This window comes from Pseudomonas massiliensis (assembly GCF_000826105.1).
GTDB classification, from domain to species: Bacteria; Pseudomonadota; Gammaproteobacteria; order Pseudomonadales; family Pseudomonadaceae; genus Aquipseudomonas; species Aquipseudomonas massiliensis.
In genome coordinates this window covers 1537853-1560918 of record NZ_CCYK01000007.1, presented here as the reverse complement: position 1 = coordinate 1560918, position 23066 = coordinate 1537853, and the positions used below count along the sequence as shown (strand labels likewise).

Here is a 23066-nt window from a genome sequence, read left to right as displayed (position 1 = left end):
CTGTCCGTGGGGCGGCGCCTCGCCAAGGAGAAGCCTACGTGGGAATGTTCTCCCGCAAGAAACCGATGGTCCCCAGCGACCTTCGGGACATCACCCGCGGCCTTCATGAGGCCGCCAGCAGCGCAAACAACCTGATTGCCCAGCAGTACATCAAGCTGTTCGACCAGTTCTTCGACTATGACCCCGACGACCTGGGCACGCCAATGAAAGCCAAGATGGTGGACGTGGCCCTGGATGAACGCCACCGCATGCAGGTACCCCTTATCACCCTGGTGTCCCCCCGCGGGCTGGCCATGGATACCATGACCGTGGAACTCAGCGTGAAGGTCGCCGCCAGCCAGGCCGAAGCACTGAGCCACCCGCTGGAAAACGGCGAACATGGCTGCGCTCGCTTCCTTGTCACGGTTGGCGGCCACCCTGAACAGGAAAAGCGCGGCACCGATGAGGTACGCATCAACATGACCTTCAAGGCCTGCGAGCCCCCGGAAGCGGTGCATCGTCTCATCGAGGAATACACGCGCCTGATCGCGCCGCTGAAAGAAGAAGCCGACAGCTAGAAGTCTCTTTTATAGAAGAGGTCCAGCGAACTGGCCAGGCCGCTGGCGGCTTCCAGGAAAAGCCGCCGCGTCAGGGCATAGCGCAAGGCGACCGTATTCGCCGGTTCGAACACCCCCACTCCGTAACGCAGGGTCAAACGGTCGGTCAGGTTACCGCTGGCCACTACGCTGGTCTTGTCACCTGAGCCTTCGGTATCGAGTTGGAAGTCCTGAATACCCAGGCTCTGTGCCAGATGGCCGGCCGTCGAAGAGCCTCCCATCAGGCCGAGTCCCAATGCGGCCTGCGCCAACAGATTGGAATCTTCTCCCTCCGTGCTCAGGGGGCGTCCCAGCACCAGCCAGGACAAGGCTTGCTCCTGACTCATGGCCGGCTCAGCGAATACCTCGCTGACTGGCTGTTGAACGCTTCCGCTGAGCCTGATGCCGGCGATGACGTCGCTGGTCTGCCGAATGGCTTCCACATCAAGGTAGGGCTGGTCCACGGCACCGGCGAAGAACAGCCGCGCCCGACGCAAGGTAAGACGCTGGCCGTATGCGCGATAGCGACCATTGCGCAACTCCAGGGAGCCGCGCGTATCGAGATCATTGCCTATGTGCAGCTTTCCCGCGATATCGGATTGCAAACCGAACCCGCTGAAGGTCAGCTTTTCCTCTCCCACCTGCACATCTATGTCCATGGCAAGGTTGGAGCTGGACCGGGTCGGCCCTTCGCGTCCGACCACCACAGCGTCCTGGGACACCTTTACGGTCGAAGGCGGCAATTGCCTCACCGTGATGGCGCCCCTGGGGATCCGGACCGTACCGGCCAATGCCAGTGCCTGGTCCTGCAGGCTCAGGCGAAGATCGGCACCCGCCTCCACTTTCGCATAGGGTGGCACTTCAACAGGTAGCTTGCTGGCCTGCAAGGCGACAGCCATTTGCAAAGGCCCTGCCCAGTCCATGTCGCCGCTGACGCGCCCGCTTCCCTGTTCGCCGCTGCGCCAGCCACCCTCCAGATGAAGGCGGTTGCCATTCATCCTGGCGTCCAGGGTGGCATCGCGCACGCTGATAGGAAGACCAGGCGCCGACAAGGCACCGCCGGCAAGCGAAAAGGCACCTTCCACGCGAGGCGCCATCAAGGTTCCGCTCAGTTGGCCGCTGCCACGCAAGCGCCCGGCAACCTCCTGCGCCTGCTCCACCAAGGGCCGCAGCAGCTCAAGATCCAGCCCTTCCAGCGCGAAGTTGCCTGACAGAGGCTTGCCGGCCCCAAGAGGATCGACTATGGCACGCAGTTGCAGCCGCCCGAGCGCCCGCCCTTCGAACGCGAGGTCGCTGACCACTCGCCGTGGCGCCAGGATGCTGGTCAGGCGCAAAGTATCGTAAGGCAGGTCCAGCACGTGCGCGTCCTGCTCAACCTGCAGGGTGCCGTTGCTGAGGTCCACGCCCAGGCTTCCACGCGGCCCTGCGCCCCCAAGATCCAGTTGGAGGTCAGCGTTGGCCACGGCTTTCCATTCCATGCCCTCGGGCATCCAGGGTCGCAGGCTGGCCATGGAAAAATCCCGCAGGCGCAGACGAAGGCGGGGATCCGGGGCCAGGCGCTGGTCATCCGCGCATAGACTGGCCGCGCCAGCGCGCCAGCAATGAGCGCCCAGTTCGATCCGACCATCGGCCAGTCGCTGCAGGCTTGCCGGCGCCTGAAGCGCCCAGGCCTGTTGGCCGAGCGCAACCTGGCCACGGTTCAGTCGCCCCTTCCAGGCTCCCCTTTGCCAGGACCCCTCGGTGCTCAGTTCCAGGTGCGCCCGTGGTCCCGTCAGGTCCAGTTTGACCTGGTGGCGTCGGGCATCGCCACCTGCCTCGGCGGTAAAGGTTCCCAGCGCCGTGTCGCCCACCGCCAGCCCTGTACCTTTGGCCGACAGCTTCCCTTGCTGATGCGCGTCCAGGGCGGCCGCCAGGGATAGTGCCTGCAGTTGGTAATGTTCCCAGGCCAGGCGTTGAGCGGAGAGCTTGAACTGGCCTTGCGGCTGATCCAGTGTCCCCGCCAGGTTCAGCTCACCTTTCAAGGCGCCTGCCAGGCCCGGCCAAAGCTGGTCGAGCCGGGGCGCGTCCAAAGCCAGGCGGCCAGCGAGCCGCTGCGCACTGCTGCCCTCGGCGTTCAGATGGTTGGCGCCCAGGCTGGCGTATAGGTTTTCAGCACGCCAGTCGGTACCCTGCCCCTTCAGTTGGCCCTGCAGTCGAGCCTGCTGTCCACGCAGACGCCCGCCCAGCGAGGCATTTGCGACCATGTCGAGCTGGTCGTCTCGCCACTGACCCTGGCTGTCAAGGCGTCCAGCCAGGCTGCCGGGCAAGGCCGCTATCCAATAAGCCGGATCGAGGGCTGCAAGCTCCAGCTCCGCAGCCCAATCGATACCGTTGACGAAACCCAACCGCAGGTTTCCGTTCAAGGCACCCTTGCCAGCCCTGAGCTGCAAGCCCGGCAGCTGTACGCTTTGAAGATCGCCCTGGAAGGGTGTATCGAGGCTGAAAGGCCCCGCAGGCCCGGTGAATTCGCCCTTGAGCGTGCCCTGGTAGCCTTCATCGGCGTATCTGGCTTCCGCCTGCAGACGCTTGGCCACCACCGTCGGCACCGAGGCCTGGGGATACAGACTGGTCCATGGAAAGTCCTGCCAGTCTATCCGCGCGATCCCCTTCAAGCCTTCGCTCCAGTCGAGCGAACCCTCTAGCCTCAGTTCCCGACCCTGCGCCGCCACCAGGCTCAGCGCCTTGACTTCTGCGCCGCGGGCAGTGGCGGTGCCGTCCAGAGAAACGTCCACGGCGCCTTCGGACCCTGGCAGACGGCCCTGCCCACGCACTCTGTAACCCTGGGAAAGATCACCTTCGGCATGCAGCTCCATGGCTTCCAGGGTCATGCTCGCAGGTAGGCCCGGACTGGGCAGAAAGGCTGCGCTGGTCAGGGTAAGCCGCGCCGGCAGGTGCTCGGCCAGCGGCTGCAGTTCAGCGAGCAGGTTTGCCTCGAGATAACCCGTACTTCTTCCCTTCAGGTTCAAGGTTCCGGCCAGCGCTCCATCGAGGCTGCCCGAGAGTGACCACGCCTGCCCTTCTACCTCGGGCAACCGAGCCTTGAGATGGGCCTGCAGTGGCCAGTCACCGGCAGGCGCGAGTGTCCCCTGGATATCCAGGGCCAGGCCTGCATAGCTGAGCTGCAATCCACCAAGGCTAAGCCCGGTTTCGTCCCAGCGCGCGGCCAGGCGCAGCTCACTCAGCAAGGGCGCGCCGTCCAGGCGTACTTCATCGATGGCCACCTGCCTGAGCTCCAGGCTCAACGGCAGCCGTAGCTCGGGCAGACGGAACGGCTGGGCGTTTTCGCTCGCGGTCGAAGGCGCCGAATGAATGGCCAGCTGTCGTGCCTGCAACTGGCCCAGGCAAACGCTTAGCCTCAGCAGGCAGGAAGGCCGCCACTCCAGATGTGGAGCCCGGACAGACACCCGCAGGCCGGAGGCGTCGCTCCAGCGCAGCTCCTCGGCTTGCCATTGGCCAGCGAGCCGACCACTGAACCCGATCACTTCAAGGCCAGGCACCCGCGCAAGCACCCAGCGGCTGCCTGCCTCGGTTCCGAGCAGCCCGAGCGTGCTCCCAACCACCGCACAGAGCACCGCCAGGGGTAGCCCCAGGGCCAGTGCCCAGCGGTGCCAGCGACGGCTCACAGCTCCGGCCCCATGGAGAAATGCAAGCGCAACCCGCCGCCTTCATCCAGACCCTGGGCGAGGTCCACCCGTATCGGACCCACCGGGGACACCCAACGAAGGCCCAGGCCGACACCGGTCTTCAGGCTGGGCAATGCCAGGTCATTGAAGGCATTGCCTTGGTCGACAAAGGCCGCCATGCGCCATTTGGGCGCGAAACTGTACTGATACTCTGCGGTACCGGCGATCATGTAACGGCCGCCGATGTGGTCACCGTCGCCATTTTCAGGGGAAAGGCTCTGGTAGTCATAGCCGCGTACACTCTGATCGCCTCCGGCAAAGAAACGCAGCGAAGGCGGGATGGTCTTGTACCCATTGGTGGCGCTGCCGCCAACCTGCAGCCGCCCAAGGAAACGGTGACGCTCGAACAGGGTTGTCAGGCCGCGCAACTGCACATCGCCACGTAGCAGGTTGTTGTCCGAGAACAGGCCTTCCTTGGCGACCTGAGCGCCGAACTGCAACCGATAACCGTTGTTGGGGTCGACCCGGCTATCGCTGTGAAGGTAGCTGTAACTGATGCCAGGCATTACCAGATTGCTCAGACCTGTATCGTCACCGAGGCGATATTCCTCGCGTTGCCATTTCAGGGAGATGACCCTCTGCCAGCCACTGGACAGCTTGCTGTGCCACTCAGGCCCGAGGGTAAGCAGCTTGCTCAGGCTGTCCGTATCGGCCAACTCCTCATATTGGTAGCCGGTCGCATACCTGAGCTTGTCGGTCAAGGGCGAAGCCAGGGGCACGTCGTACCAGAGCCCTACATTCTGCCGGGGGGCCGAGAGTTCGGCTTCGGCACCGTAGCTATGGCCCTGCGGGTTTGTCCAGTGCCGGGTCCAGTTGGCCTTCAATCGCGGACCAACGTCAGTCGCGAAGCCGCCCCCGATTCCGAGCGTTCGGGGCGCCCGGGCCTGTAACTGCACAACGACCGGAATGGAGCGTCCCTCGGCGGCCTGGGGCGTGGCTTCCACGATGACGCCCTGAAAATAGCCGGTGGCCTGGAGGTCCCGGTTGAGTTGGGCGACCAGGTCCGCATTGTAGGGCGCCCCCTGGCGAAACGGTACCATTCGCTGGAGCAGCTGTGCTGAGATGATGGAATCGCCCTCGAAACGCACCGGACCGAAACTGTAACGAGGGCCGCTGAGGTAGTGAAGATCGATATCCGCTAGAGCCGTGCTCGGGTCGATCAGCAGCCGTTGGGTATCGAAACGTCCTTCGAAGAAACCGAGCCGTGACGCCTGGTTCTGGATGAGTCGCTTGGCGTCCTCATAATGGCCGTGGTTCAGGGGAGCGCCGGGTACCAGCCCCAGCGCGGGCGGTACCCGGAAATCCGACAGTGCCGCGGCGGGGCCATCGACCCGGATCGCTACCTGGCGGAGGCGGACCCGGCTCCCTGGCTGAACGCGCAGGTGCAGGGTGGGCTGATCGCCCCCGGTGACCTCGGCCTGTATCGCTGCCTGGTAATAACCCAAGGCCTCGGCCGCGCTGCGCGCCTGGGCCTGCGCCGCTCGCTGCATGTTCAGCAGCGCCGGTTCGTCGCGGTCGGCGACGCTACCGACATAGGCTACGATGTTATCGCGCAAGGCGGTGTCCGGCGGGCTTACCTCGACCTGCAGCCGCCCCTGCCCAGTGGCGCTCGTCGCCAGCAAGACCAGAATCAGCCCTGCGCCTGTTCGTCCTGAATACCTCATGGGCCGGATCTTACCACGGCCGGATGCCTGGCGGGCCGGTTACAGGTCTTCGACTGGCCTGGGCCGACCAGCTTCGGTAGCATTTCCGTTTTTTCCGTAGGTGGTCGCGTCATGAAAATGGTTTCGTTCAACATCAATGGTCTTCGTGCGCGACCGCATCAGCTCCAGGCCCTGGTCGAAAAGCATCGACCCGATGTGATCGGCCTGCAAGAGACCAAGGTAGCGGACGAACAGTTTCCCTTGGCAGCGGTTCAAGCGCTGGGCTATCACGTACACTTCCACGGGCAGAAGGGGCATTACGGCGTCGCCCTGCTTTCCCTGAAGCCGCCCCTGGCGTTGGGCAAGGGCTTCGCTGGAGATCCGGAAGATGCCCAGCGGCGGTTCATCTGGGGCAGTTACGCTGACGAAAACGGCTGTCCCGTGATTATCATGAACGGTTACTTTCCCCAGGGGGAAAGCGTGGACCATCCCACCAAGTTCCCGGCCAAGACCCGCTTCTACGCAGACCTGCAGGCCACCCTGGAGCGTGAGCACAGCCCGGACGCCCCCCTGATCGTCATGGGAGACATGAACATTTCCCCCGAGGATAGCGATATAGGTATCGGCGCCGAGAACATGAAGCGCTGGCTGCGGGCTGGCAAATGCAGCTTCCAGCCCCAAGAGCGCGAGTGGCTGGGCCGCCTGAAGCAGTGGGGACTGGTAGATACCTGGCGCCACTTCAACCCGGGCGTGTCCGATACGTTCAGCTGGTTCGACTACCGCAGCCGCGGCTTCGAGGATTCGCCCAGACGCGGGCTGCGCATTGACTTGATCATGGCTTCCATCGGACTACTACCACGCCTGAAGGCCGCCGGCATCGATCATGACATACGCGCCATGGACAAACCTTCGGACCATGCGCCGATCTGGCTGGAATTGAGCTAAGCCTGTCACATGCCGGTAACCGGACTGTCTTATCCTGCGGCCCCCAACAACGGTATTCCGTCATGCCGCGGTCCAAGCGAACGGTTGTCGTCCTTGCATGGCTTCTGGGCAGCATTCTGGCGACGGCCGCAGGCGCGGAGCCTTTGTCGGTGCTGCGGGTGCAGGGCTCGAATACCATCGGTACAAGCCTGATACCGGCTCTGATACAAGGGCTATTCCAGGCACGGGGGCTGGAAGCGGTGCGCATCATGCCCCTGCCCGCCGTCAACGAATGGCGCGTTCAAGGACGCTACCCGCTGGGCGCTGAGATCGAGGCCCGGATCGATGCACATGGCAGCGCGACGGGCTTCGCCGCCCTGGCCCGGGGCACCGCTGACCTGGCGGCAGCGTCGCGGCCGATCCATCCGGTTGAGGAAGCGGAACTGTACGGCCAGGCCAACCCTGCCTTGACCGGAGCCGAACACGTCATTGGCATCGATGGCCTGGCCGTCATCGTTCACCCGAACAACCCTTTGCGCAGCCTGGACGCCGCTCAGTTGGCGGACGTATTCGCGGGTACGTTGACTCAATGGGAACAGCTGGGTGTTCCGCTGGGCCCGATCCATCTATACGCCAGGGACAACCGCTCCGGCACCTGGGAAACCTTTCGCGACCTGGTGCTCTCTCCCCGTGGTCTGAACCTTTCCGCTACCGCCGCGCGACTGGAATCCAGCGAGGACCTTTCGGCTGCCGTCAGCCACGACCCGCAAGCGATAGGTTTCATCGGCTTACCCTATGTTCGCCAGAGCCGGGCCCTGGCCGTCGGTGATGGCGAGGCGCAGCCCTTGCACCCAAGTACCGACACGGTTGCGACCGAAGACTACCTGCTGTCTCGTCGACTTTACCTCTACGCCCCTGCTGGCGGCGCGAGCCCGTGGGCAAGTGCGCTTGCCCGCTTCGCACAAAGCGATGCCGGTCAACGACTGGTGGCCGAACAGGGGTTCGTGGCGCAACAGATTCATCCGGTCAATCCGCAACCCTCCAGCCTGATGCCCGCGGACTACCTGGCGCTGGCGCGTGCCGGCCAGCGCCTGACGGTGAATTTCCGCTTCGCCGGTTCCAGCGCCAGCCTGGACAGCAAGGCCATGGCTGACCTGGAACGCTTGGCGAGCTATCTGCGCAGCCATCCGCGAGATTCAAAAAGGCTGGTGCTGGTAGGTTTCGGCGATACGAAGAGCGACCCGGACCGTGCCGAGCTGCTTTCCCGGCTCAGGGCGATGACGGTTCGCCGGGAGTTGGCCCGGCGCGGCATCGTCGCCCAACAGGTGCTTGCCCTGGGCGCGCTGATGCCCGTCGCCAGCAATACCTATGAGAGTGGCCGCGCCCGCAATCGGCGCGTAGAAGTCTGGCTTCAGTAAGGGGCTCGGTATTGCTCCAGTTCGTACTTGGCGATGGCGGCCCGGTGCACTTCATCCGGGCCGTCGGCCAGGCGCAGTGTCCGCTGCATCGCGTACATGTAGGCAAGGGGCGTGTCCGCACTGACGCCCGCGCCTCCGTGCAACTGAATGGCACGGTCGATCACGCGCAACGCTACGTTCGGCGCTACTACCTTGATTTGCGCGATCTCGCTGCGCGCTACCTTGTTGCCCAGCCGGTCCATCATGTCGGCCGCACGCAGGGTCAATAGCCGCGCCATGTCGATTTCGATGCGGGACTCTGCGATAAGGTCCGCGTTACCGCCCAGCCTGGCCAGGGGTTTGCCGAATGCCTGGCGCGACAGCGCTCGCTGGCAGGCCAGTGACAATGCGCGTTCGGCCATTCCCAACGAGCGCATGCAATGGTGAATGCGCCCGGGCCCAAGCCGCCCCTGGGCGATTTCGAAGCCTCGCCCGGGGCCAAGAATGACGTGATCCAGGGGAACACGAACCTCGTCGAAGATTACCTCGGCATGGCCATGGGGCGCGTCGTCATACCCGAACACGGTCAGGGGCCGAACGACCTTCACCCCGGGGGTGTCGATGGGCACCAGCACCATGGAATGCTGCTGGTGACGTGGTGCCTGAGGATCGGTCAGCCCCATGAAAATGAGCACTTCACAGCGCGGGTCACAGGCGCCGGAAGTCCACCACTTGCGCCCATTGATTACCCAATGCTGGCCATCGATCACTGCGGTGGCGCGCATATTGGTCGCGTCCGAAGAAGCGACTTCCGGTTCGGTCATGGCGAACGCCGAACGGATCCTGCCTTCGAGCAGCGGTATCAGCCAGCGCTGCTTCTGCTGCTCGCTGCCATAGCGCACCAGCACTTCCATGTTCCCGGTATCCGGCGCTGAGCAGTTGAATGGCTCGGAGCCAAGCATGGACTGGCCCATCAACTCTGCCAGCGGGGCGTATTCCAGATTGGTCAGCCCGGCGCCAAATTCAGACTCAGGCAGGAACAGGTTCCACAGGCCCTCTGCCCGAGCGCGCTCCTTCAGCAGTTCCATTATCTGGGTAGGCTGCCAACGGTCGCCCTGAGCCAGTTCCTGGGCGAAGCGTTCTTCGGCGGGGAACACTTCGGCGTGCATGAATGTGGCGACCCGCGCGCGCAGCGCTTCGACGCGTGAAGAGTAGGCAAAATCCATCGGTCATTCTCGGCATGGGTCAGGGGCGTGGGCCCGATGAGTGCAAGCCTAGGGATCAGAGTACTATTTTGCGAGCCTATTATCCTGGTGTATAAACATTCATAAGCCGGATACGGCACCCTGAGCTGAGAGCGTATTGCCCATGAACCTGAGCAAAGTCGATCTGAACCTGTTCATCGTGTTCGATGCCATCTATACCGAGGCGAATCTGACACGAGCAGGGCAGATCGTCGGCATCACCCAGCCTGCCGTGTCCAATGCGCTGGCTCGCTTGCGGGAAACCTTCAACGACCCACTGTTCGTGCGCACGGCCCAAGGGATGGTACCTACGCCCATGGCACAGAACATCATCGGGCCGGTGCGCAGCGCACTGGCCCTTCTCAGGGTATCGGTCCAGGAAAGCCGTACCTTCAATCCCGCCGAGGCAGGCAAGACCTTTCGAATCAGCATGACGGACCTGATCGAGGCGGTAATGCTGCCGCCCCTGCTACGACGGTTGCGTAAACAGGCGCCTGGTGTCGTGGTGGAGAGTTTTCTATGCAAACGACGTGAAACCACCAAGGAGCTCGCGGCGGGCCGTCTGGACTTCGCGGTCGATGCCCCACTCAACACAGACCCTCAGGTTCGCCACGTGCGTTTGATGGACGACCGCTACGTATGCGCCATGCGCCGAGGTCACCCCCTGGAAGGCAGGCCGCTCACGCTCGACGCTTACCTCGCCCAGGCTCACATCCATATCTCCAGCCGGCGCAACGGACTGGGTGAGGTCGATCTGGCCCTTGGCAAGCTCGGCTTGCAACGGCGAATCGCCCTGCGCTCGCAGCATTACATGATGGCATCGCAGGTACTGCAGCACACCGACATGGTCATCACCGTGCCTGAGCGATTCGCCCGTCGCCACGATCTTCCCTGTGCGCCACTGCCTGTCTCAGGTGTAACCAGCGTGGAAACTCACCTTTACTGGCATGAAAGCACCGACCAGGACCCCGCCAACCGATGGATGCGCGAACTGTTGATCGACCTTTGCGAAGCGGTCAGCCAAAGGGAGCGCTCCCAGGCGCTCGCACAGACCACGACTTGAAGTGTTACCGAAGGCTTCAGCTGTACCGTTGAACGAGTAACCCGGAAACATAAAAACGTCACTCAAAGCCTTTAGCGTCGCCCCCGACATAGCATGTCATTGTTTTATAAGGTTTTATATGATCTGGCACGGCTTCTGCTATGTGGTTGGTACAAAAACAAGAAAAACCCAGCGACACCATAACAACAATACAAACGACTCTGACATAACAAGAACAACCGCGGCAGAGGCGAAGCCAACAGATCTTTTTGACGAAGGTGCGTTTTCAAGGGCAATGCCCACGATCGTTCAAACATAAGAACAAAACTGCCCTGAGGCAGCCAGTGAACATCGTACTCACTCGAGAATGGATCAGCGCTCAAAAAAATACGTTTGCTCTTGGCCCTGAGTGGGGGCCGCACAGCGTGCACAGGCAGGCCGACAAAAACAAAAACAGGCCGCCGCAGACCAATAACGAAAAGTGCACACGACCTTGGGGGGAGCTTCGGCTCCCCTCGCTGCATTCGCGCCCATGCCTGAGCCTATTGCAAGTCGAGCATGGCTCGAACCACGACGCCCTTGATTACCCAATCATCCTCCCAGCTCATCACCGGCCAGTTCGGATTCAAGGCCCTCAGGTAGCGACGTCCGCCCTCTATCGCCAGCTCCCGAAAGATCGCTTCCTGAACGACGACGGCTGTCACGATCACCAGGTCGCCGGGAGCGGCCTGAGCGCACGGGTCCACCAGTACCAGCGCTCCGGACGGTATGCTCCGCCCGAAAGGCGCGCTCATGCTTTCACCCTCCACCTGAAGCCAGTAGGCCGGCCCTTTGGCGTGGTAGTCCGACACGTATTCACGGCCGGTGCTGTAAGCGGATATGGAGGGTTTCGAATCAACCGCAGCCGCCCACTCAAGCACGGGGTAACTGAAGCCAGGCCTGGTGATGGCCCACTCAGGGACAGCTGCCGCAGCCTGATGACCGTATCTGCCTCGCTGCTCATTGACCCGGAGTATCTGCACCACTTCGAGATTCACTTCCCCAAGTTCGCGAAGTACATCGTTCATGGTGTCCAGGTCCGGTCGGCGGCGCCCGCTGAGCCAGTGGTTCACGGCGCCCTGGGAGCGGCCAATGCGTTCGGCGAGCTGCTCCTGCGTAAGGCGGCGCTCGCGCATTTTCTGTTTGACTAGTTCGATCCAGGTTTCCATGGGGTCGTACCTTAGCGCGCAGCGCCACGAGAGCCATACATACTCCGTAATGCTTTGCTTATCCACCTGCTACGGGCCGTAATTATACTAGGCGCTGCCACGGCTTTCTCAGTGTCATCCAAGCAAGGAGCCTTAATGACGCCCTCTCTCCCCTTCCCGCTTTCCATGCCATTTTCCCCTCGGGCCAACCTCGACCATCTTGAAGCCCTGACCCAGGCCAGCAGCCTGCTTCACTGCGCGGCGGCCGTAGCCTATGAAAACGCCGATTCGCAAAAGGGTGAAGCGCGCCACCTGGCCTTGGGCGTGGTTCACCTCCTGGGCATGGCCCATGCGCTGGTCATACATAGCCTCGACTGCGGCCTAGAGGTCGAGAAGGTCGTACACGCCGAACCGCGTGACTGATCCGTCTGTAACGTGAGCACCGACGAGCCCAGGTGTACACTCTGTTTTTATCCAACATGAAATCTGCCACATGCACCCCAGCCCAAACGCCGTCACCATCGAAGCGGGCTTCGATACTGGAAACATTCAGGTACTGGACGCCAGTGACCCTAGCAACATTCGCCTGGCCATCAGGCCCGATACCCGCAGTGGCCATTTTCAGTGGTTCCATTTCCGAGCATCCGGACTCCTGGCAGGTGAGCGCTATGAGTTCGTGATCACCAATGCCGGGCAGTCGTCCTATCCTCATGCCTGGGAGGGGTACGACGCCGTAGCCTGCGAAGACTCGGAACACTGGTTTCGGGTACCTAGCCGTTACGACGGCTCAGCTCTGAGCTTCAGCCTGGTCGCATCGGCCACGACCATCTCGTTCGCGTATTTCGAGCCATACCGCCTCGCCCGCCATGAGACCCTGATCGCCCGCGCCGACGCCCATCACGGGCTTGAACGCCTGGCCACTGGCAGGAGTTGCGAGGGACGGGAAATTCCCCTTTACCGTGCAGGCAAGGGGGAGCCGGGCAAACGGAAGCTCTGGTTCATTGCGCAGCAACATCCCGGCGAGCACATGGCCGAGTGGTTCATGGAGGGGATGATAGAAGCGCTCGAGCAAGGCGAGCCCTGGCTGCGGTCCTTGCTGGAGCAGGCTGAGCTGTATCTCATCCTCAATATGAACCCGGACGGCGCCTTCCACGGTCACTTGCGGACCAACGCGGCAGGCAAGGACCTGAACCGGACGTGGCAGGATGCGACAGCCGAGGGAGCCCCGGAAGTGCATTTCACGCTCCATCAGATGGATAGGCATGGGGTGGACCTTTTCGTCGACGCGCATGGCGACGAAGAGATCCCCCATGTCTTCACGGCCGCCTGTGAAGGCAACCCCGGATACAACCCCCGCATCGCCGGGCTGGAGGCCCGCTTCCGCGACGCACTGTGCGCGCAGACGCCGGATTTCCAGCAACGGCATGGCTATACCCGGGACCTGCCAGGCCAGGCCAACATGCGCCTGGCCTGCAATGCGGTTGGCCAGCGTTTCGACTGCCTTTCCATGACGCTGGAAATGCCGTTCAAGGACCACCTCGACGCACCGGAGCCGCGCACCGGCTGGTCAGGGGCCCGCTCGGCGCGTCTGGCCCAAAATATGCTCAAGGTGGTCGCGGGCATGGTCCCGATGCTGCGTTGAAACACTTGTCCGTTCGTCGGCCTGGACGGAATAAATCCCGTCCGTGGCCGTCTGGCCGGTTCAACCAGCGACGTGATTGCCATGAAAGACCTAGACGAGCAACTGCGAGACCTTCTGCCGCGCCTGCGCCGGTTCGCCCTGTCGTTGACCAGGGACAGCAGCAATGCGGACGACCTGGTGCAATCCACCCTTGAACGAGCGTTGGCGCGCTGGAACGGCAAACGCGACGACGGCGACCTGAGGGCATGGTTGTTCTCGATCCTCTATCGTCGCTTCGTCGATAACCACCGTAGCGCTCGCCGGTATGCCCGCATGCTTGAATTTTTCATGGGGCATGACGAAGCGTTGCCCTCCACCGAACGCGCGGTGGTGGCACAGGCCGCACTGGGTGCGTTCGACCAGCTCAAGCCGGAACAAAGGGCCTTGCTGTTCGCCGTGTCGGTCGAGGGGATGAGCTATCAGGAAGCGGCACGGATGCTGGATATTCCCATAGGTACCGTGATGTCTCGACTCTCCCGGGCGCGCAAGGCGCTGCATCAACTGACGGAGGGGGAAATCAGCCCCCCTCCTTTGCGAGTATGCAAATGACGAACCTTCCCCCTTCCGAGCATGATCTTCATGCGTACGTGGACCAGCGCCTTTCGGCTGAAGACCGCCAACGGGTGGAAAATTGGCTGGCCAACCATCCGGACACCGCGCGGGAAGTGCAGGCGTGGCAGGCCGACGCCCAGCGGTTGCGCGCCGTTTTCGGCGGGGCGCTGAACCTGCCAGCGAACCCCGGCCTGGATCCGCTGGCCATCGCCAGACAGCGTCGCGGCCGCCGCCTACGTTACTTGGCCCATGCCGCCACGCTCATCATGGCCGTGGGTCTCGGCGCCCTGGGCGGATGGCAAGCCCGCGGTCCCGATCAGCGACCCGCGCTCGCCGCCACGGCACCCATGACGGATGCCCTGGCCGCCTACCGCATGTTCGCGGCCCAGGGGATACTCCAGGCCGACTACACCGGGCAAGCGCCGGGCGACCTGCAGCGTTGGCTGGATAGATACTTCGACCGCGCGCAACGGCTGCCGGACTTGTCACCCGCGGGATTCCATCCACGCAGCGCGCGCTTGCTCAATACCGACCAAGGCCCAGCCGCAATGGTTGTGTACGAAAACGCCGTGGGTGAACGGGCCAGCTTCTATGTGCGTCCTCCCGGGCCCGGCTACCGCCTGTTGCCCCGGGGCAGCCGCCGGGATGGCGAACTGCAGGCCGATTACTGGTCGGACCCGGTCTATAATTACGCCATGGTCAGCGCAGTGGGCCTGGGCAATCGGGAGGCTCTGACGCGCGCCATGGGTAAGGACATCTAGCCCGTATATACTGGAGGCCCCAACAGCTTCAGTGGGACCTTCCCTTGGCTTCGAAACGCTCCTGGTTTTCCTTCGGCGGCGGGAATGCCCATTCCCCGGCCCCCAACAGCGCAGCCGCCGAAGCGGTCAGGCATTACTTCGATGAACGCGCCGCACAGCAGGGTTATACCCTCGGCCAGAGCCAGCGTCAGGTCATCGACCGGCTGGCGGCCCGCGTCTCCCTGCTCGTGGAGGCACAGGCTCGCTTCAATGGCCGACATAGCCTTTATCTGCATGGCAAGGTGGGCCGTGGCAAAAGCTGGCTCCTGGATCGCTTCTTCGAGGCAGTTCCGCTGGCTGGCAAGCGCAGGCTGCACTTTCACGGGTTCTTCGCGGATCTCCACGCGGGCATGTTCCGCCATCAAGGAAAGGACGACGCCCTGGAGCGCACCCTGGACGAACTGCTGAGCGATTGCCAGTTGCTGTGCTTCGATGAGTTTCACGTCCACGATATCGGCGATGCCATGCTCATACGCCGACTCTTCTCAGCGCTGTTCGCCCGCGACGTGCTACTGGTGGTTACCTCCAATTACGCCCCGGCCCAGCTGCTGCCCAACCCCCTCTACCATGAACGGTTCCTGCCAGTAATCCGCTTGATCGAAGCGCAAATGGAGGTCCTGGAGGTCGGCGGCGATCAGGACTACCGTCGCTTGCCGGGCTCGGGTACCGCACAGCGTTTCGTGACCGGAAGCTATCGTGTAAACGTCAGCGCACAGGAGCGTCGGGAACTCGGGGTCGTCCCAGGCGAAGGCGTTTCACTGCAGGTGGGTAACCGTCAACTCGCGGCACGCAGCTGGCATGAGCGACGTGTCAGCTTCACCTTCGCTGAGCTTTGCGAGGCGCCCACCGCAGTCATGGATTATCTTTTGCTTTGCGAGCGTTTCGATGAATGGGTAGTCGCCGAGCTGCCCCTGCTGGCGGAGTGCTCGATTGCCGTGCAGCAACGCTTCATCAATCTGGTGGACGTGCTCTACGACCGGGACAAGCGGCTGATCCTGCTTAGCGAACATCCGCTCGAGCAAGCGCTGGCTGCCGCGGCAGTCGACCTGATGCGCAGTCAGAGCCGTCTGAGCCAGCTCCGCCAGATCGAGGGCCGGCCATGACGACCCTTGACCAGCTGCGCGCAGGTGCCCTGGCTGGCGCCACCCGCTTGGATCTCCAGGCGGACCTGAAAGAAGTCCCTCCTGAGGTGTATGGGCTGGCCGATACCCTGGAGGTGCTCAATCTGAACGGTAACCAGCTCAAGCATCTGCCTGCGGACCTGCCGCGACTGAAGCGGCTGAAAGTGCTGTTCTGCTCCAATAATCCGTTCACTGAGCTGCCCGAAGTGCTTGGCCAGTGCCCGGCGCTGGAGATGATAGGATTCAAGGCCTGTGCCATCCGCCAGATCCCTGCCGCGTCGCTGCCGCCGGCGTTGCGCTGGCTGATATTGACCGACAACCACATCAAGACACTGCCTGAGGTTTTTGACGGCCTGCCCAGGTTGCAAAAGCTCATGCTCGCGGGTAATTGCCTCACCGGCTTGCCGGCAAGCCTGGCCCATTGCGGTGCCCTGGAGCTGATACGAATCGCCTGCAATGATCTGATCGAGCTACCGAGCTGGCTGCTGCGCCTGCCCCGGCTCGCCTGGCTCGCATTCGCGGGAAATCCAGGTTTCGCTGAGCACCAAAGGCGAGGCCGTCCCGCCATGGCCTGGACGACCTTCAGGGTTGGCCGGCCACTAGGCGAAGGGGCTTCCGGAATCGTCTACGAGGCCTGGTCGGCCACTAACGAAGCTGTAGCGCTCAAATGCTATCGGGCCGGGAGGACCAGTGACGGCACACCGACCGATGAGATCGCCGCCAGCCTGCAGGCCGGCCAACATCCCAACCTGATAGCGGCCCACGCGGAGCTCACCGGACATCCGGAAGGATTACCAGGGCTTGTCATGGAGAGGATAGGTACCGGCTATCGAAACCTGGCCGCGCCGCCAAGCCTCGAGACCTGCACACGCGACTGCTACCCTGGCGATACCTGGTTCACACTCGAACAGGCCAGCACGCTGCTTTCAGGCATTGCCAGCGCTGCCGCCCATCTGCATCGGCGGGGCATCAGCCATGGCGATCTGTACGCTCATAATGTGCTGGTCGACAGCAGTGGCCATGGCTTGCTCGGAGACTTCGGCGCGGCCAGCCGTTACACAAGGGCGGATCAGGATCAGGCCAGGGCCCTGGAAGCCATCGAAGCGCGCGCCCTGGGCATCATGCTTGAAGAGATATCACTGCGCTGCGCCCAGCCCGCAGAACACTGGGCCGGCCTCGCCAGGGCCTGTCAACAGCCGGATACCCTGGCGCGCCCATCCCTTGAAGAAGTGCGGGCGCGCCTGCTCAGCGATTAGAAAACAGGCCAAGGAACATGGCGCGGCCACGTCTGCGCCGGTTCGTGGCCGTCATTCGGTTTTAAGACCCACATAGACGTTTTGCACGTCGTCATGACCGTCAATGGCGTCCAGGAAGGCCTCCACTTCGGCAAGTGCCGCCTCATCGGTCACCGCGACCGGGTTCTTGGCCACGTAGCCGATCTTGGCGGACAACACCGTGAATCCGTGGTCGGGAAGCGCCTTCTGCACAGCATCGAGGTCGGTAATCTCGGTGAAGAACAGGGTAGCCCCCTCCTCCGCCGCCTCGAAATCCTGCGCGCCCGCTTCGATGGCCGCCAGCTCCGGATCGGCATCGGCATCGGCCGGCGCGGCTTCGATCATGCCGCAATGGTTGAAATCCCAGGACACCGAGCCCTCGGCGCCCAGTTGACCCTTGCGGAACAGTACTCGGATCTCCGCGACGGTGCGGTTCACGTTGTCAGTCAGGCACTCCACGATCAGGGGCACCCGATGCGGGGCGAAGCCCTCATATTTCACCAAGGTGTACTGCACTACATCGCCACTGAGACCAGCGCCCTTGTTGATGGCGCGTTCCAGGGTGTCGCGAGGCATGGACGCCTTCTTGGCCTGTTCCACGGCCAGGCGCAGCCGGGGATTCATGTCCGGGTCCGCCCCGGCGCGGGCGGCGATCTGAAGTTCCTTGGCCAGCTTGCCGAAAATACGCCCCTTGGCGTTGGCCGCTGCCTCTTTGTGTTTAGCTTTCCACTGTGCGCCCATGGCTACTCTCATTCTTGATGTTTCTGACGTCGGCCTGAGCGACCGCCGCGGTGGGGCAAGTCTATACGATTGCAAAGGCCGAAAAAAACAAAGGCCACCCGAAGGTGGCCTTTGTAGGAAGGGAGCCGCTTACTTCACAGCCCAACCGGTCAGCTCGGCCAGGGCCTTGCCGATGTCCGCCAGGGAGCGAACGGTCTTCACGCCAGCGTCCTGCAGGGCGGCGAACTTCTCGTCCGCGGTGCCCTTGCCGCCGGAAATGATGGCGCCCGCATGGCCCATGCGCTTGCCGGGAGGCGCGGTCACGCCAGCGATGTAGGACACCACAGGCTTGGTGACGTTGGCCTTGATGAAGGCAGCCGCTTCTTCTTCAGCCGAACCGCCGATCTCACCGATCATCACGATCGCTTCGGTCTTCGGGTCTTCCTGGAACAGCTTCAGGATGTCGATGAAGGTCGAGCCCGGGATCGGGTCACCGCCGATGCCCACGCAGGTGGACTGGCCGAAGCCGGCGTCGGTGGTCTGCTTGACCGCTTCGTAGGTCAGGGTGCCGGAGCGCGAAACGATACCGACCTTGCCTGGCAAGTGGATGTGGCCTGGCATGATGCCGATCTTGCACTCGCCTGGCGTGATCACGCCCGGGCAGTTCGGGCCGATCAGGCGCACGCCCAGCTCGTCACACTTGACCTTGGCGTCCAGCATGTCGAGGGTAGGGATACCTTCGGTGATGCAGACGATCAGCTTGATGCCACCGAAGGCGGCTTCGAGGATCGAGTCCTTGCAGAATGGCGCTGGCACGTAGATGACCGAAGCCTCTGCGCCGGTCGCTTCCACGGCTTCCTTGACGGTGTTGAACACCGGCAGGTTCAGGTGGGTGGTGCCGCCCTTGCCTGGAGTGACGCCGCCGACCATCTTGGTGCCATAGGCAATGGCCTGCTCGGAGTGGAAGGTACCCTGGGAGCCAGTGAAGCCCTGGCAGATGACTTTGGTATCTTTATTGATCAGGACGCTCATTACTTGCCCTCCGCGGCTTTGACGACTTGTTGAGCAGCGTCGGTCAGGCTGGTAGCCGCGATGATGTTCAAACCACTTTCTGCGAGAACCTTGGCACCCAGTTCGGCATTGTTGCCTTCCAGGCGAACCACTACAGGCACCTTCACACCGACTTCCTTCACCGCGCCGATGATGCCTTCGGCAATCATGTCGCAACGAACGATGCCACCGAAGATGTTCACCAGAACAGCCTGGACATTGGAGTCGGACAGGATGATCTTGAAGGCCTCGGTCACGCGCTCCTTGGTGGCGCCACCGCCCACGTCAAGGAAGTTAGCGGGCTTGCCGCCGTGCAGGTTGACGATGTCCATGGTGCCCATGGCCAGGCCGGCGCCGTTGACCATGCAGCCGATGTTGCCTTCGAGGGCGACGTAGTTCAGCTCGAACTTGGCGGCATGGGCTTCACGCGGATCGTCCTGGGACGGGTCGTGGAAGGTTTTCAGCTTGGGCTGACGGTACATGGCGTTGGCGTCGATGTTGATCTTCGCGTCCAGGCAGTGCAGGTCGCCGTCGGCCTTGATCACCAGCGGGTTGACTTCGAGCAGGGCCAGGTCGTGGTCCTGGAACAGCTTGGCCAGGCCGGTGAAGATCTTGGCGAACTGGGCGACCTGCTTGCCTTCCAGGCCAAGCTGGAAGGCCAGATCACGGCCCTGGAAAGGCTGCGCGCCGACCAGCGGGTCGATGGTCGCCTTGAGGATTTTCTCCGGAGTATCGTGAGCGATTTTCTCGATGTCCACGCCACCCTCGGTGGAGGCCATGAAGACGATACGACGGCTGGAGCGATCGACGACGGCGCCCAGGTACAGTTCCTTGGCGATGTCCGTGCAGGACTCTACCAGGATCTTGGTGACCGGCTGGCCATTGGCATCAGTTTGATAAGTGACCAGGCGCTTGCCCAGCCATTGAGCGGCGAAAGCCTTGGCATCTTCGCGGCTCTTGACCAGCTTCACACCGCCAGCCTTGCCACGGCCACCCGCGTGGACCTGTGCCTTGACGACCCACTCGGAGCCACCGATCTTGTCGCAGGCTTCCGCTGCTTCCTCGGGGGTGTCCACCGCGAAGCCCTTGGATACCGGCAGGCCGTATTCAGCGAACAGCTGCTTACCCTGATACTCGTGAAGGTTCATGCTTTTTACCGTCTTCGTTAGGTACTGCGCTCTCGGCGCTGCGCTCATCTGAGTGCCGCGCCACCTGTGACTGCAACCCGCGACCGCCCAAGGGCGGCACTGCGGGCTTGAGTCCGACCTGCGTTCCGCGGTGAGCCCGAAGGACCCACGACGGGCGGCATGTCGTGGTTTCTTGTTGTTAACGCTTCTTGCGGTTGGCGATATGAATAGCGCCGCCATTGACCGCCAGGGCCGCTTCATGCAGCGCCTCGGACAGGGTCGGGTGCGAGAACACCATCATGCCCAGGTCTTCGGCGCTGGTGCCGAACTCCATGCCGATGGCGCCCTGCTGTACCAGCTCCGCGGCGCTTGGGCCGATTACATGCACGCCCAGGACACGGTCGGTCTTGGCGTCGGCGATGACCTTGACGAAACCGCCGGTGTCATTGGCCGCCATGGCCCGGCCGCTGGCCGCGAACGGGAAGGAACCGACGTTCACTTCCACGCCTTCGGCCTTGAGAGCCTGCTCGGTCTTGCCCACCCATGCGATTTCCGGGTGAGTGTAGATCACCGACGGAATCAGGTCGTAGCTCATGGTGGCCTTGTGGCCCTTGATGCGCTCGACGACCATGATGCCCTCTTCCGACGCCTTGTGCGCCAGCATCAGGCCGCGCACCACGTCGCCGATGGCGTAGACGCCCGGCACGCTGGTGGCGCAGTAGTCATCGACGAAGATGAAACCGCGCTCGTCGATGTCCACGCCGCTGTCGGTGGCCAGCAGGTCGGTAGTGACCGGGCGACGGCCGACTGCGACGATCAGCTTGTCGAAGACGATCTTCTGCTCGCCATTGGCGTCGGTGAAGGTAACCTCGACTTCCTCGCCATTGACCTTGGAGCCAGTGACGCGCGCGCCCAGGCGAATGTTCAGGCCCTGCTTGGTGAGGGTCTTGTAGGCTTCCTTGGAGACTGCTTCGTCAGCGGCGGGCAGGAATTTGTCCAGCGCTTCGAGGACGGTGACTTCAGCGCCCAGGCGCGACCATACCGAGCCCAGCTCCAGCCCGATCACGCCAGCGCCGATGACCCCCAGACGCTTGGGCACGCTTTGGAATTCCAGCGCGCCGGTGGAATCGACGATGACCTTCTGGTCGACCGGGGCAGGCGGAATGTCGATCGGACGGGAGCCCGACGCCAGGATCACGTTCTCGGCCTCGACCACTTCGACGTTACCGTCCTTGCCGGTCACTTCCACTTTCTTGCCAGCCAGCAGCTTGCCATGGCCTTCGAGCAGAGTGACGCCGTTGGCCTTGAACAGCGTGGCGACGCCGGAGGTCAGGTTTTTCACGATCTGGGACTTGCGGCCCACCATCGCTGGAACATCCATAGTGACCCCAGCGTGGTTGATGCCGTGAGCCTTGAAGCCTTCCTCGGCTTCGTGGAATTTCCACGAACTGTCCAGCAGGGCCTTGGAGGGAATGCAACCTACGTTCAGGCAGGTACCGCCCAGGGCGGTCTTGCCTTCCTTGTCCTGGTACTTCTCGATGCAGGCGGTTTTCAGGCCAAGCTGGGCTGCCTTGATGGCAGCGACATAACCGCCAGGGCCGGCACCGATCACAACGACGTCGAATTTCTGGGTCATAAGGATTCCTTAGCTACAAGCTGCAAGTTTCAAGCTGCAAGTCGATCCGAGCAAGCCGGACGGCCGCTGGCATTCACCGCACCGCCGTCCAGCTTGCCGCTTGCCGCTGATGGCTCGAAGCCGGGTTTAAATGTCGAGGAGCAGACGAGCCGGGTCTTCCAGCAGGTTCTTGATGGTGACCAGGAAGGTTACCGCTTCCTTGCCATCGATCAAGCGGTGGTCATAGGACAACGCCAGGTACATCATCGGGCGGATCACCACCTGGCCATTGATGGCCATGGGACGCTGGATGATGTTGTGCATGCCAAGGATAGCGGCTTGCGGCGGGTTGACGATAGGTGTCGACATCATCGAACCGAAGGTCCCGCCGTTGGTGATGGTGAAGGTGCCGCCGGTCATCTCTTCGATGGACAGCTTGCCGTCACGGGCCTTCTTGCCGAAGGTGGCGATGCCGTTCTCGATCTCGGCCAGGCTCATCTGCTCGGCGTTGCGCAGTACGGGCACCACCAGGCCGCGGTCGCTGGACACTGCCACGCCGATATCGGCATAGCCGTGGTAGACGATGTCCGAACCGTCGATGGAGGCGTTCACCGCCGGGAACCGCTTGAGGGCTTCGGTGGCGGCCTTGACGAAGAAGGACATGAAGCCCAGGCGGACACCGTTGTGGGTCTTCTCGAACAGGTCCTTGTACTTCGAGCGCAGTGCCATGACTTCGGTCATGTCCACTTCGTTGAAGGTGGTCAGCATCGCCATGTTGGACTGGGCTTCGACCAGGCGCTCGGCGACCTTGGCACGCAGGCGGGTCATGGGCACACGCTTCTCGACGCGATCACCGACGGCGGTCACGGGAGCCGCGGCTGCCGCAGGCTTGGCGGCAGGCGCCTGGGCTGGTGCGTTCTTCTTCGCCTCGACGGCGGCAACTACGTCTTCCTTGGTGATACGACCGTCCTTGCCGGTGCCCTTGATGCTGCTCAGGGCAATGCCGTTCTCTTCGGCCAGCTTGCGCGCGGCAGGGCCGCCCATGGCGTCATCATCGGCGCTGGCAGGCGCGGCGGCGGCCGCGGCCACGGTGGCGGCGGCGGTAGCGGGCGCAGCGGCAGGCGCGGCAGCACCACCGGCTTCGATGGAGCCGAGCAGCTCGTCGGAAAGCACGGTATCGCCTTCGTTCTTGACGATCGCGCCCAATACGCCATCGGCGGTGGCGAGAACTTCCAGCACGACCTTATCGGTTTCGATGTCGACGATCAGCTCGTCACGCTTGACAGCGTCGCCCGGCTTCTTGTGCCAGGTAGCCACGGTACCGTCGGCAACCGATTCCGGGAAAGTAGGGGCTTTGATCTCGATAGCCATTATCAGTGGTTCCTTAATTCG

At 62.8% G+C, this 23066-nt stretch carries 19 protein-coding genes; 10 read left to right on the top strand and 9 right to left on the bottom strand.

Features of this window, described 5'->3' with window-relative positions; all coding sequences use genetic code 11:
- Positions 1-44 precede the first annotated feature (44 nt).
- Positions 45-557 carry a DUF2589 domain-containing protein gene (locus tag BN1188_RS17870; protein ID WP_084596273.1) on the top strand — a complete coding sequence of 171 codons (513 nt, stop codon included), beginning with the start codon at positions 45-47 and terminating at the stop codon, positions 555-557.
- Here the strand turns inward: BN1188_RS17870 and BN1188_RS17865 are convergent.
- Together BN1188_RS17865 and BN1188_RS17860 are read right to left on the bottom strand one after the other, a co-directional pair.
- Positions 554-4237 carry a translocation/assembly module TamB domain-containing protein gene (locus BN1188_RS17865; RefSeq protein WP_040262797.1) on the bottom strand — a complete coding sequence of 1228 codons (3684 nt, stop codon included), beginning with the start codon at positions 4235-4237 and terminating at the stop codon, positions 554-556. The two genes, BN1188_RS17870 and BN1188_RS17865, sit on opposite strands and share 4 nt — an antisense overlap.
- Positions 4234-5961 (bottom strand): autotransporter assembly complex protein TamA, encoded by a 1728-nt coding sequence (locus BN1188_RS17860; protein WP_040262795.1) that lies wholly within the window; start codon positions 5959-5961, stop codon positions 4234-4236. The genes BN1188_RS17865 and BN1188_RS17860 overlap by 4 nt, the downstream gene beginning before the upstream one ends.
- A gap of 111 nt (positions 5962-6072) precedes the next feature.
- Between BN1188_RS17860 and xthA the strand changes: the two genes are divergently transcribed.
- Together xthA and BN1188_RS17850 are read left to right on the top strand one after the other, a co-directional pair.
- On the top strand, positions 6073-6885 hold the full coding sequence (gene xthA / locus BN1188_RS17855) for an exodeoxyribonuclease III (protein WP_040262793.1): 813 nt from the start codon (positions 6073-6075) through the stop codon (positions 6883-6885).
- Between the two features lie 62 nt (positions 6886-6947).
- Positions 6948-8282, top strand: a complete 1335-nt coding sequence (locus BN1188_RS17850) for a substrate-binding domain-containing protein (RefSeq protein WP_052469348.1) — start codon at positions 6948-6950, stop codon at positions 8280-8282.
- Here BN1188_RS17850 and BN1188_RS17845 read toward each other — a convergent pair.
- A complete protein-coding gene (locus BN1188_RS17845) occupies positions 8276-9487 on the bottom strand; it encodes an acyl-CoA dehydrogenase family protein (protein WP_040262791.1) in 1212 nt (403 codons plus the stop codon). The genes BN1188_RS17850 and BN1188_RS17845 overlap by 7 nt on opposite strands.
- Before the next feature lie 142 nt (positions 9488-9629).
- On the opposite strand from BN1188_RS17845, the gene BN1188_RS17840 reads away from it, so the two are divergent.
- The gene (locus tag BN1188_RS17840; protein WP_040262789.1) at positions 9630-10568 is read left to right on the top strand and encodes a LysR family transcriptional regulator; all 939 of its coding nucleotides are present in this window, start codon (positions 9630-9632) and stop codon (positions 10566-10568) included.
- A gap of 521 nt (positions 10569-11089) precedes the next feature.
- Here the strand turns inward: BN1188_RS17840 and BN1188_RS17835 are convergent.
- Complete coding sequence (locus BN1188_RS17835) at positions 11090-11755, bottom strand: LexA family protein (protein WP_040262787.1); 666 nt, start codon at positions 11753-11755, stop codon at positions 11090-11092.
- A 135-nt stretch (positions 11756-11890) separates the two neighbouring features.
- Here BN1188_RS17835 and BN1188_RS17830 point away from each other — a divergent pair, with 135 nt between their 5' ends.
- The 6 genes from BN1188_RS17830 (at position 11891) to BN1188_RS17805 (ending at position 17144) form a co-directional block, all read left to right on the top strand.
- Complete coding sequence (locus tag BN1188_RS17830; protein ID WP_040262785.1) at positions 11891-12157, top strand: DUF6124 family protein; 267 nt, start codon at positions 11891-11893, stop codon at positions 12155-12157.
- A 70-nt stretch (positions 12158-12227) separates the two neighbouring features.
- Positions 12228-13376: a M14 family metallopeptidase gene (locus BN1188_RS17825; RefSeq protein ID WP_040262784.1), complete on the top strand. Its 1149-nt coding sequence runs from the start codon at positions 12228-12230 to the stop codon at positions 13374-13376.
- Positions 13377-13457: 81 nt separating this feature from the next.
- Positions 13458-13964 carry a sigma-70 family RNA polymerase sigma factor gene (locus tag BN1188_RS17820; protein WP_040262782.1) on the top strand — a complete coding sequence of 169 codons (507 nt, stop codon included), beginning with the start codon at positions 13458-13460 and terminating at the stop codon, positions 13962-13964.
- Positions 13961-14728: an anti-sigma factor family protein gene (locus BN1188_RS17815; protein ID WP_040264200.1), complete on the top strand. Its 768-nt coding sequence runs from the start codon at positions 13961-13963 to the stop codon at positions 14726-14728. Before BN1188_RS17820 ends, BN1188_RS17815 begins: the two co-directional genes overlap by 4 nt.
- Before the next feature lie 44 nt (positions 14729-14772).
- A complete protein-coding gene (zapE, locus tag BN1188_RS17810) occupies positions 14773-15870 on the top strand; it encodes a cell division protein ZapE (protein ID WP_040262780.1) in 1098 nt (365 codons plus the stop codon).
- A complete protein-coding gene (locus tag BN1188_RS17805) occupies positions 15867-17144 on the top strand; it encodes a leucine-rich repeat-containing protein kinase family protein (protein ID WP_040262778.1) in 1278 nt (425 codons plus the stop codon). The genes zapE and BN1188_RS17805 overlap by 4 nt, the downstream gene beginning before the upstream one ends.
- 51 nt (positions 17145-17195) lie before the next feature.
- Here the strand turns inward: BN1188_RS17805 and BN1188_RS17800 are convergent, their stop codons facing one another.
- The 5 genes from BN1188_RS17800 to odhB all read right to left on the bottom strand — a co-directional run bounded on the left by BN1188_RS17800 (position 17196) and on the right by odhB (position 23045).
- Positions 17196-17903: a YebC/PmpR family DNA-binding transcriptional regulator gene (locus BN1188_RS17800; protein ID WP_040262776.1), complete on the bottom strand. Its 708-nt coding sequence runs from the start codon at positions 17901-17903 to the stop codon at positions 17196-17198.
- 129 nt (positions 17904-18032) lie between these two features.
- Positions 18033-18914 (bottom strand): succinate--CoA ligase subunit alpha, encoded by an 882-nt coding sequence (gene sucD, locus BN1188_RS17795; RefSeq protein ID WP_040262774.1) that lies wholly within the window; start codon positions 18912-18914, stop codon positions 18033-18035.
- Complete coding sequence (gene sucC / locus BN1188_RS17790) at positions 18914-20080, bottom strand: ADP-forming succinate--CoA ligase subunit beta (RefSeq protein ID WP_040262773.1); 1167 nt, start codon at positions 20078-20080, stop codon at positions 18914-18916. Before sucC ends, sucD begins: the two co-directional genes overlap by 1 nt.
- A gap of 178 nt (positions 20081-20258) precedes the next feature.
- A complete protein-coding gene (gene lpdA / locus BN1188_RS17785) occupies positions 20259-21695 on the bottom strand; it encodes a dihydrolipoyl dehydrogenase (protein WP_040262771.1) in 1437 nt (478 codons plus the stop codon).
- 126 nt (positions 21696-21821) lie between these two features.
- Positions 21822-23045, bottom strand: coding sequence for a 2-oxoglutarate dehydrogenase complex dihydrolipoyllysine-residue succinyltransferase (odhB, locus tag BN1188_RS17780; RefSeq protein ID WP_040262770.1), 1224 nt, complete (start codon positions 23043-23045; stop codon positions 21822-21824).
- Positions 23046-23066: the final 21 nt, after the last annotated feature.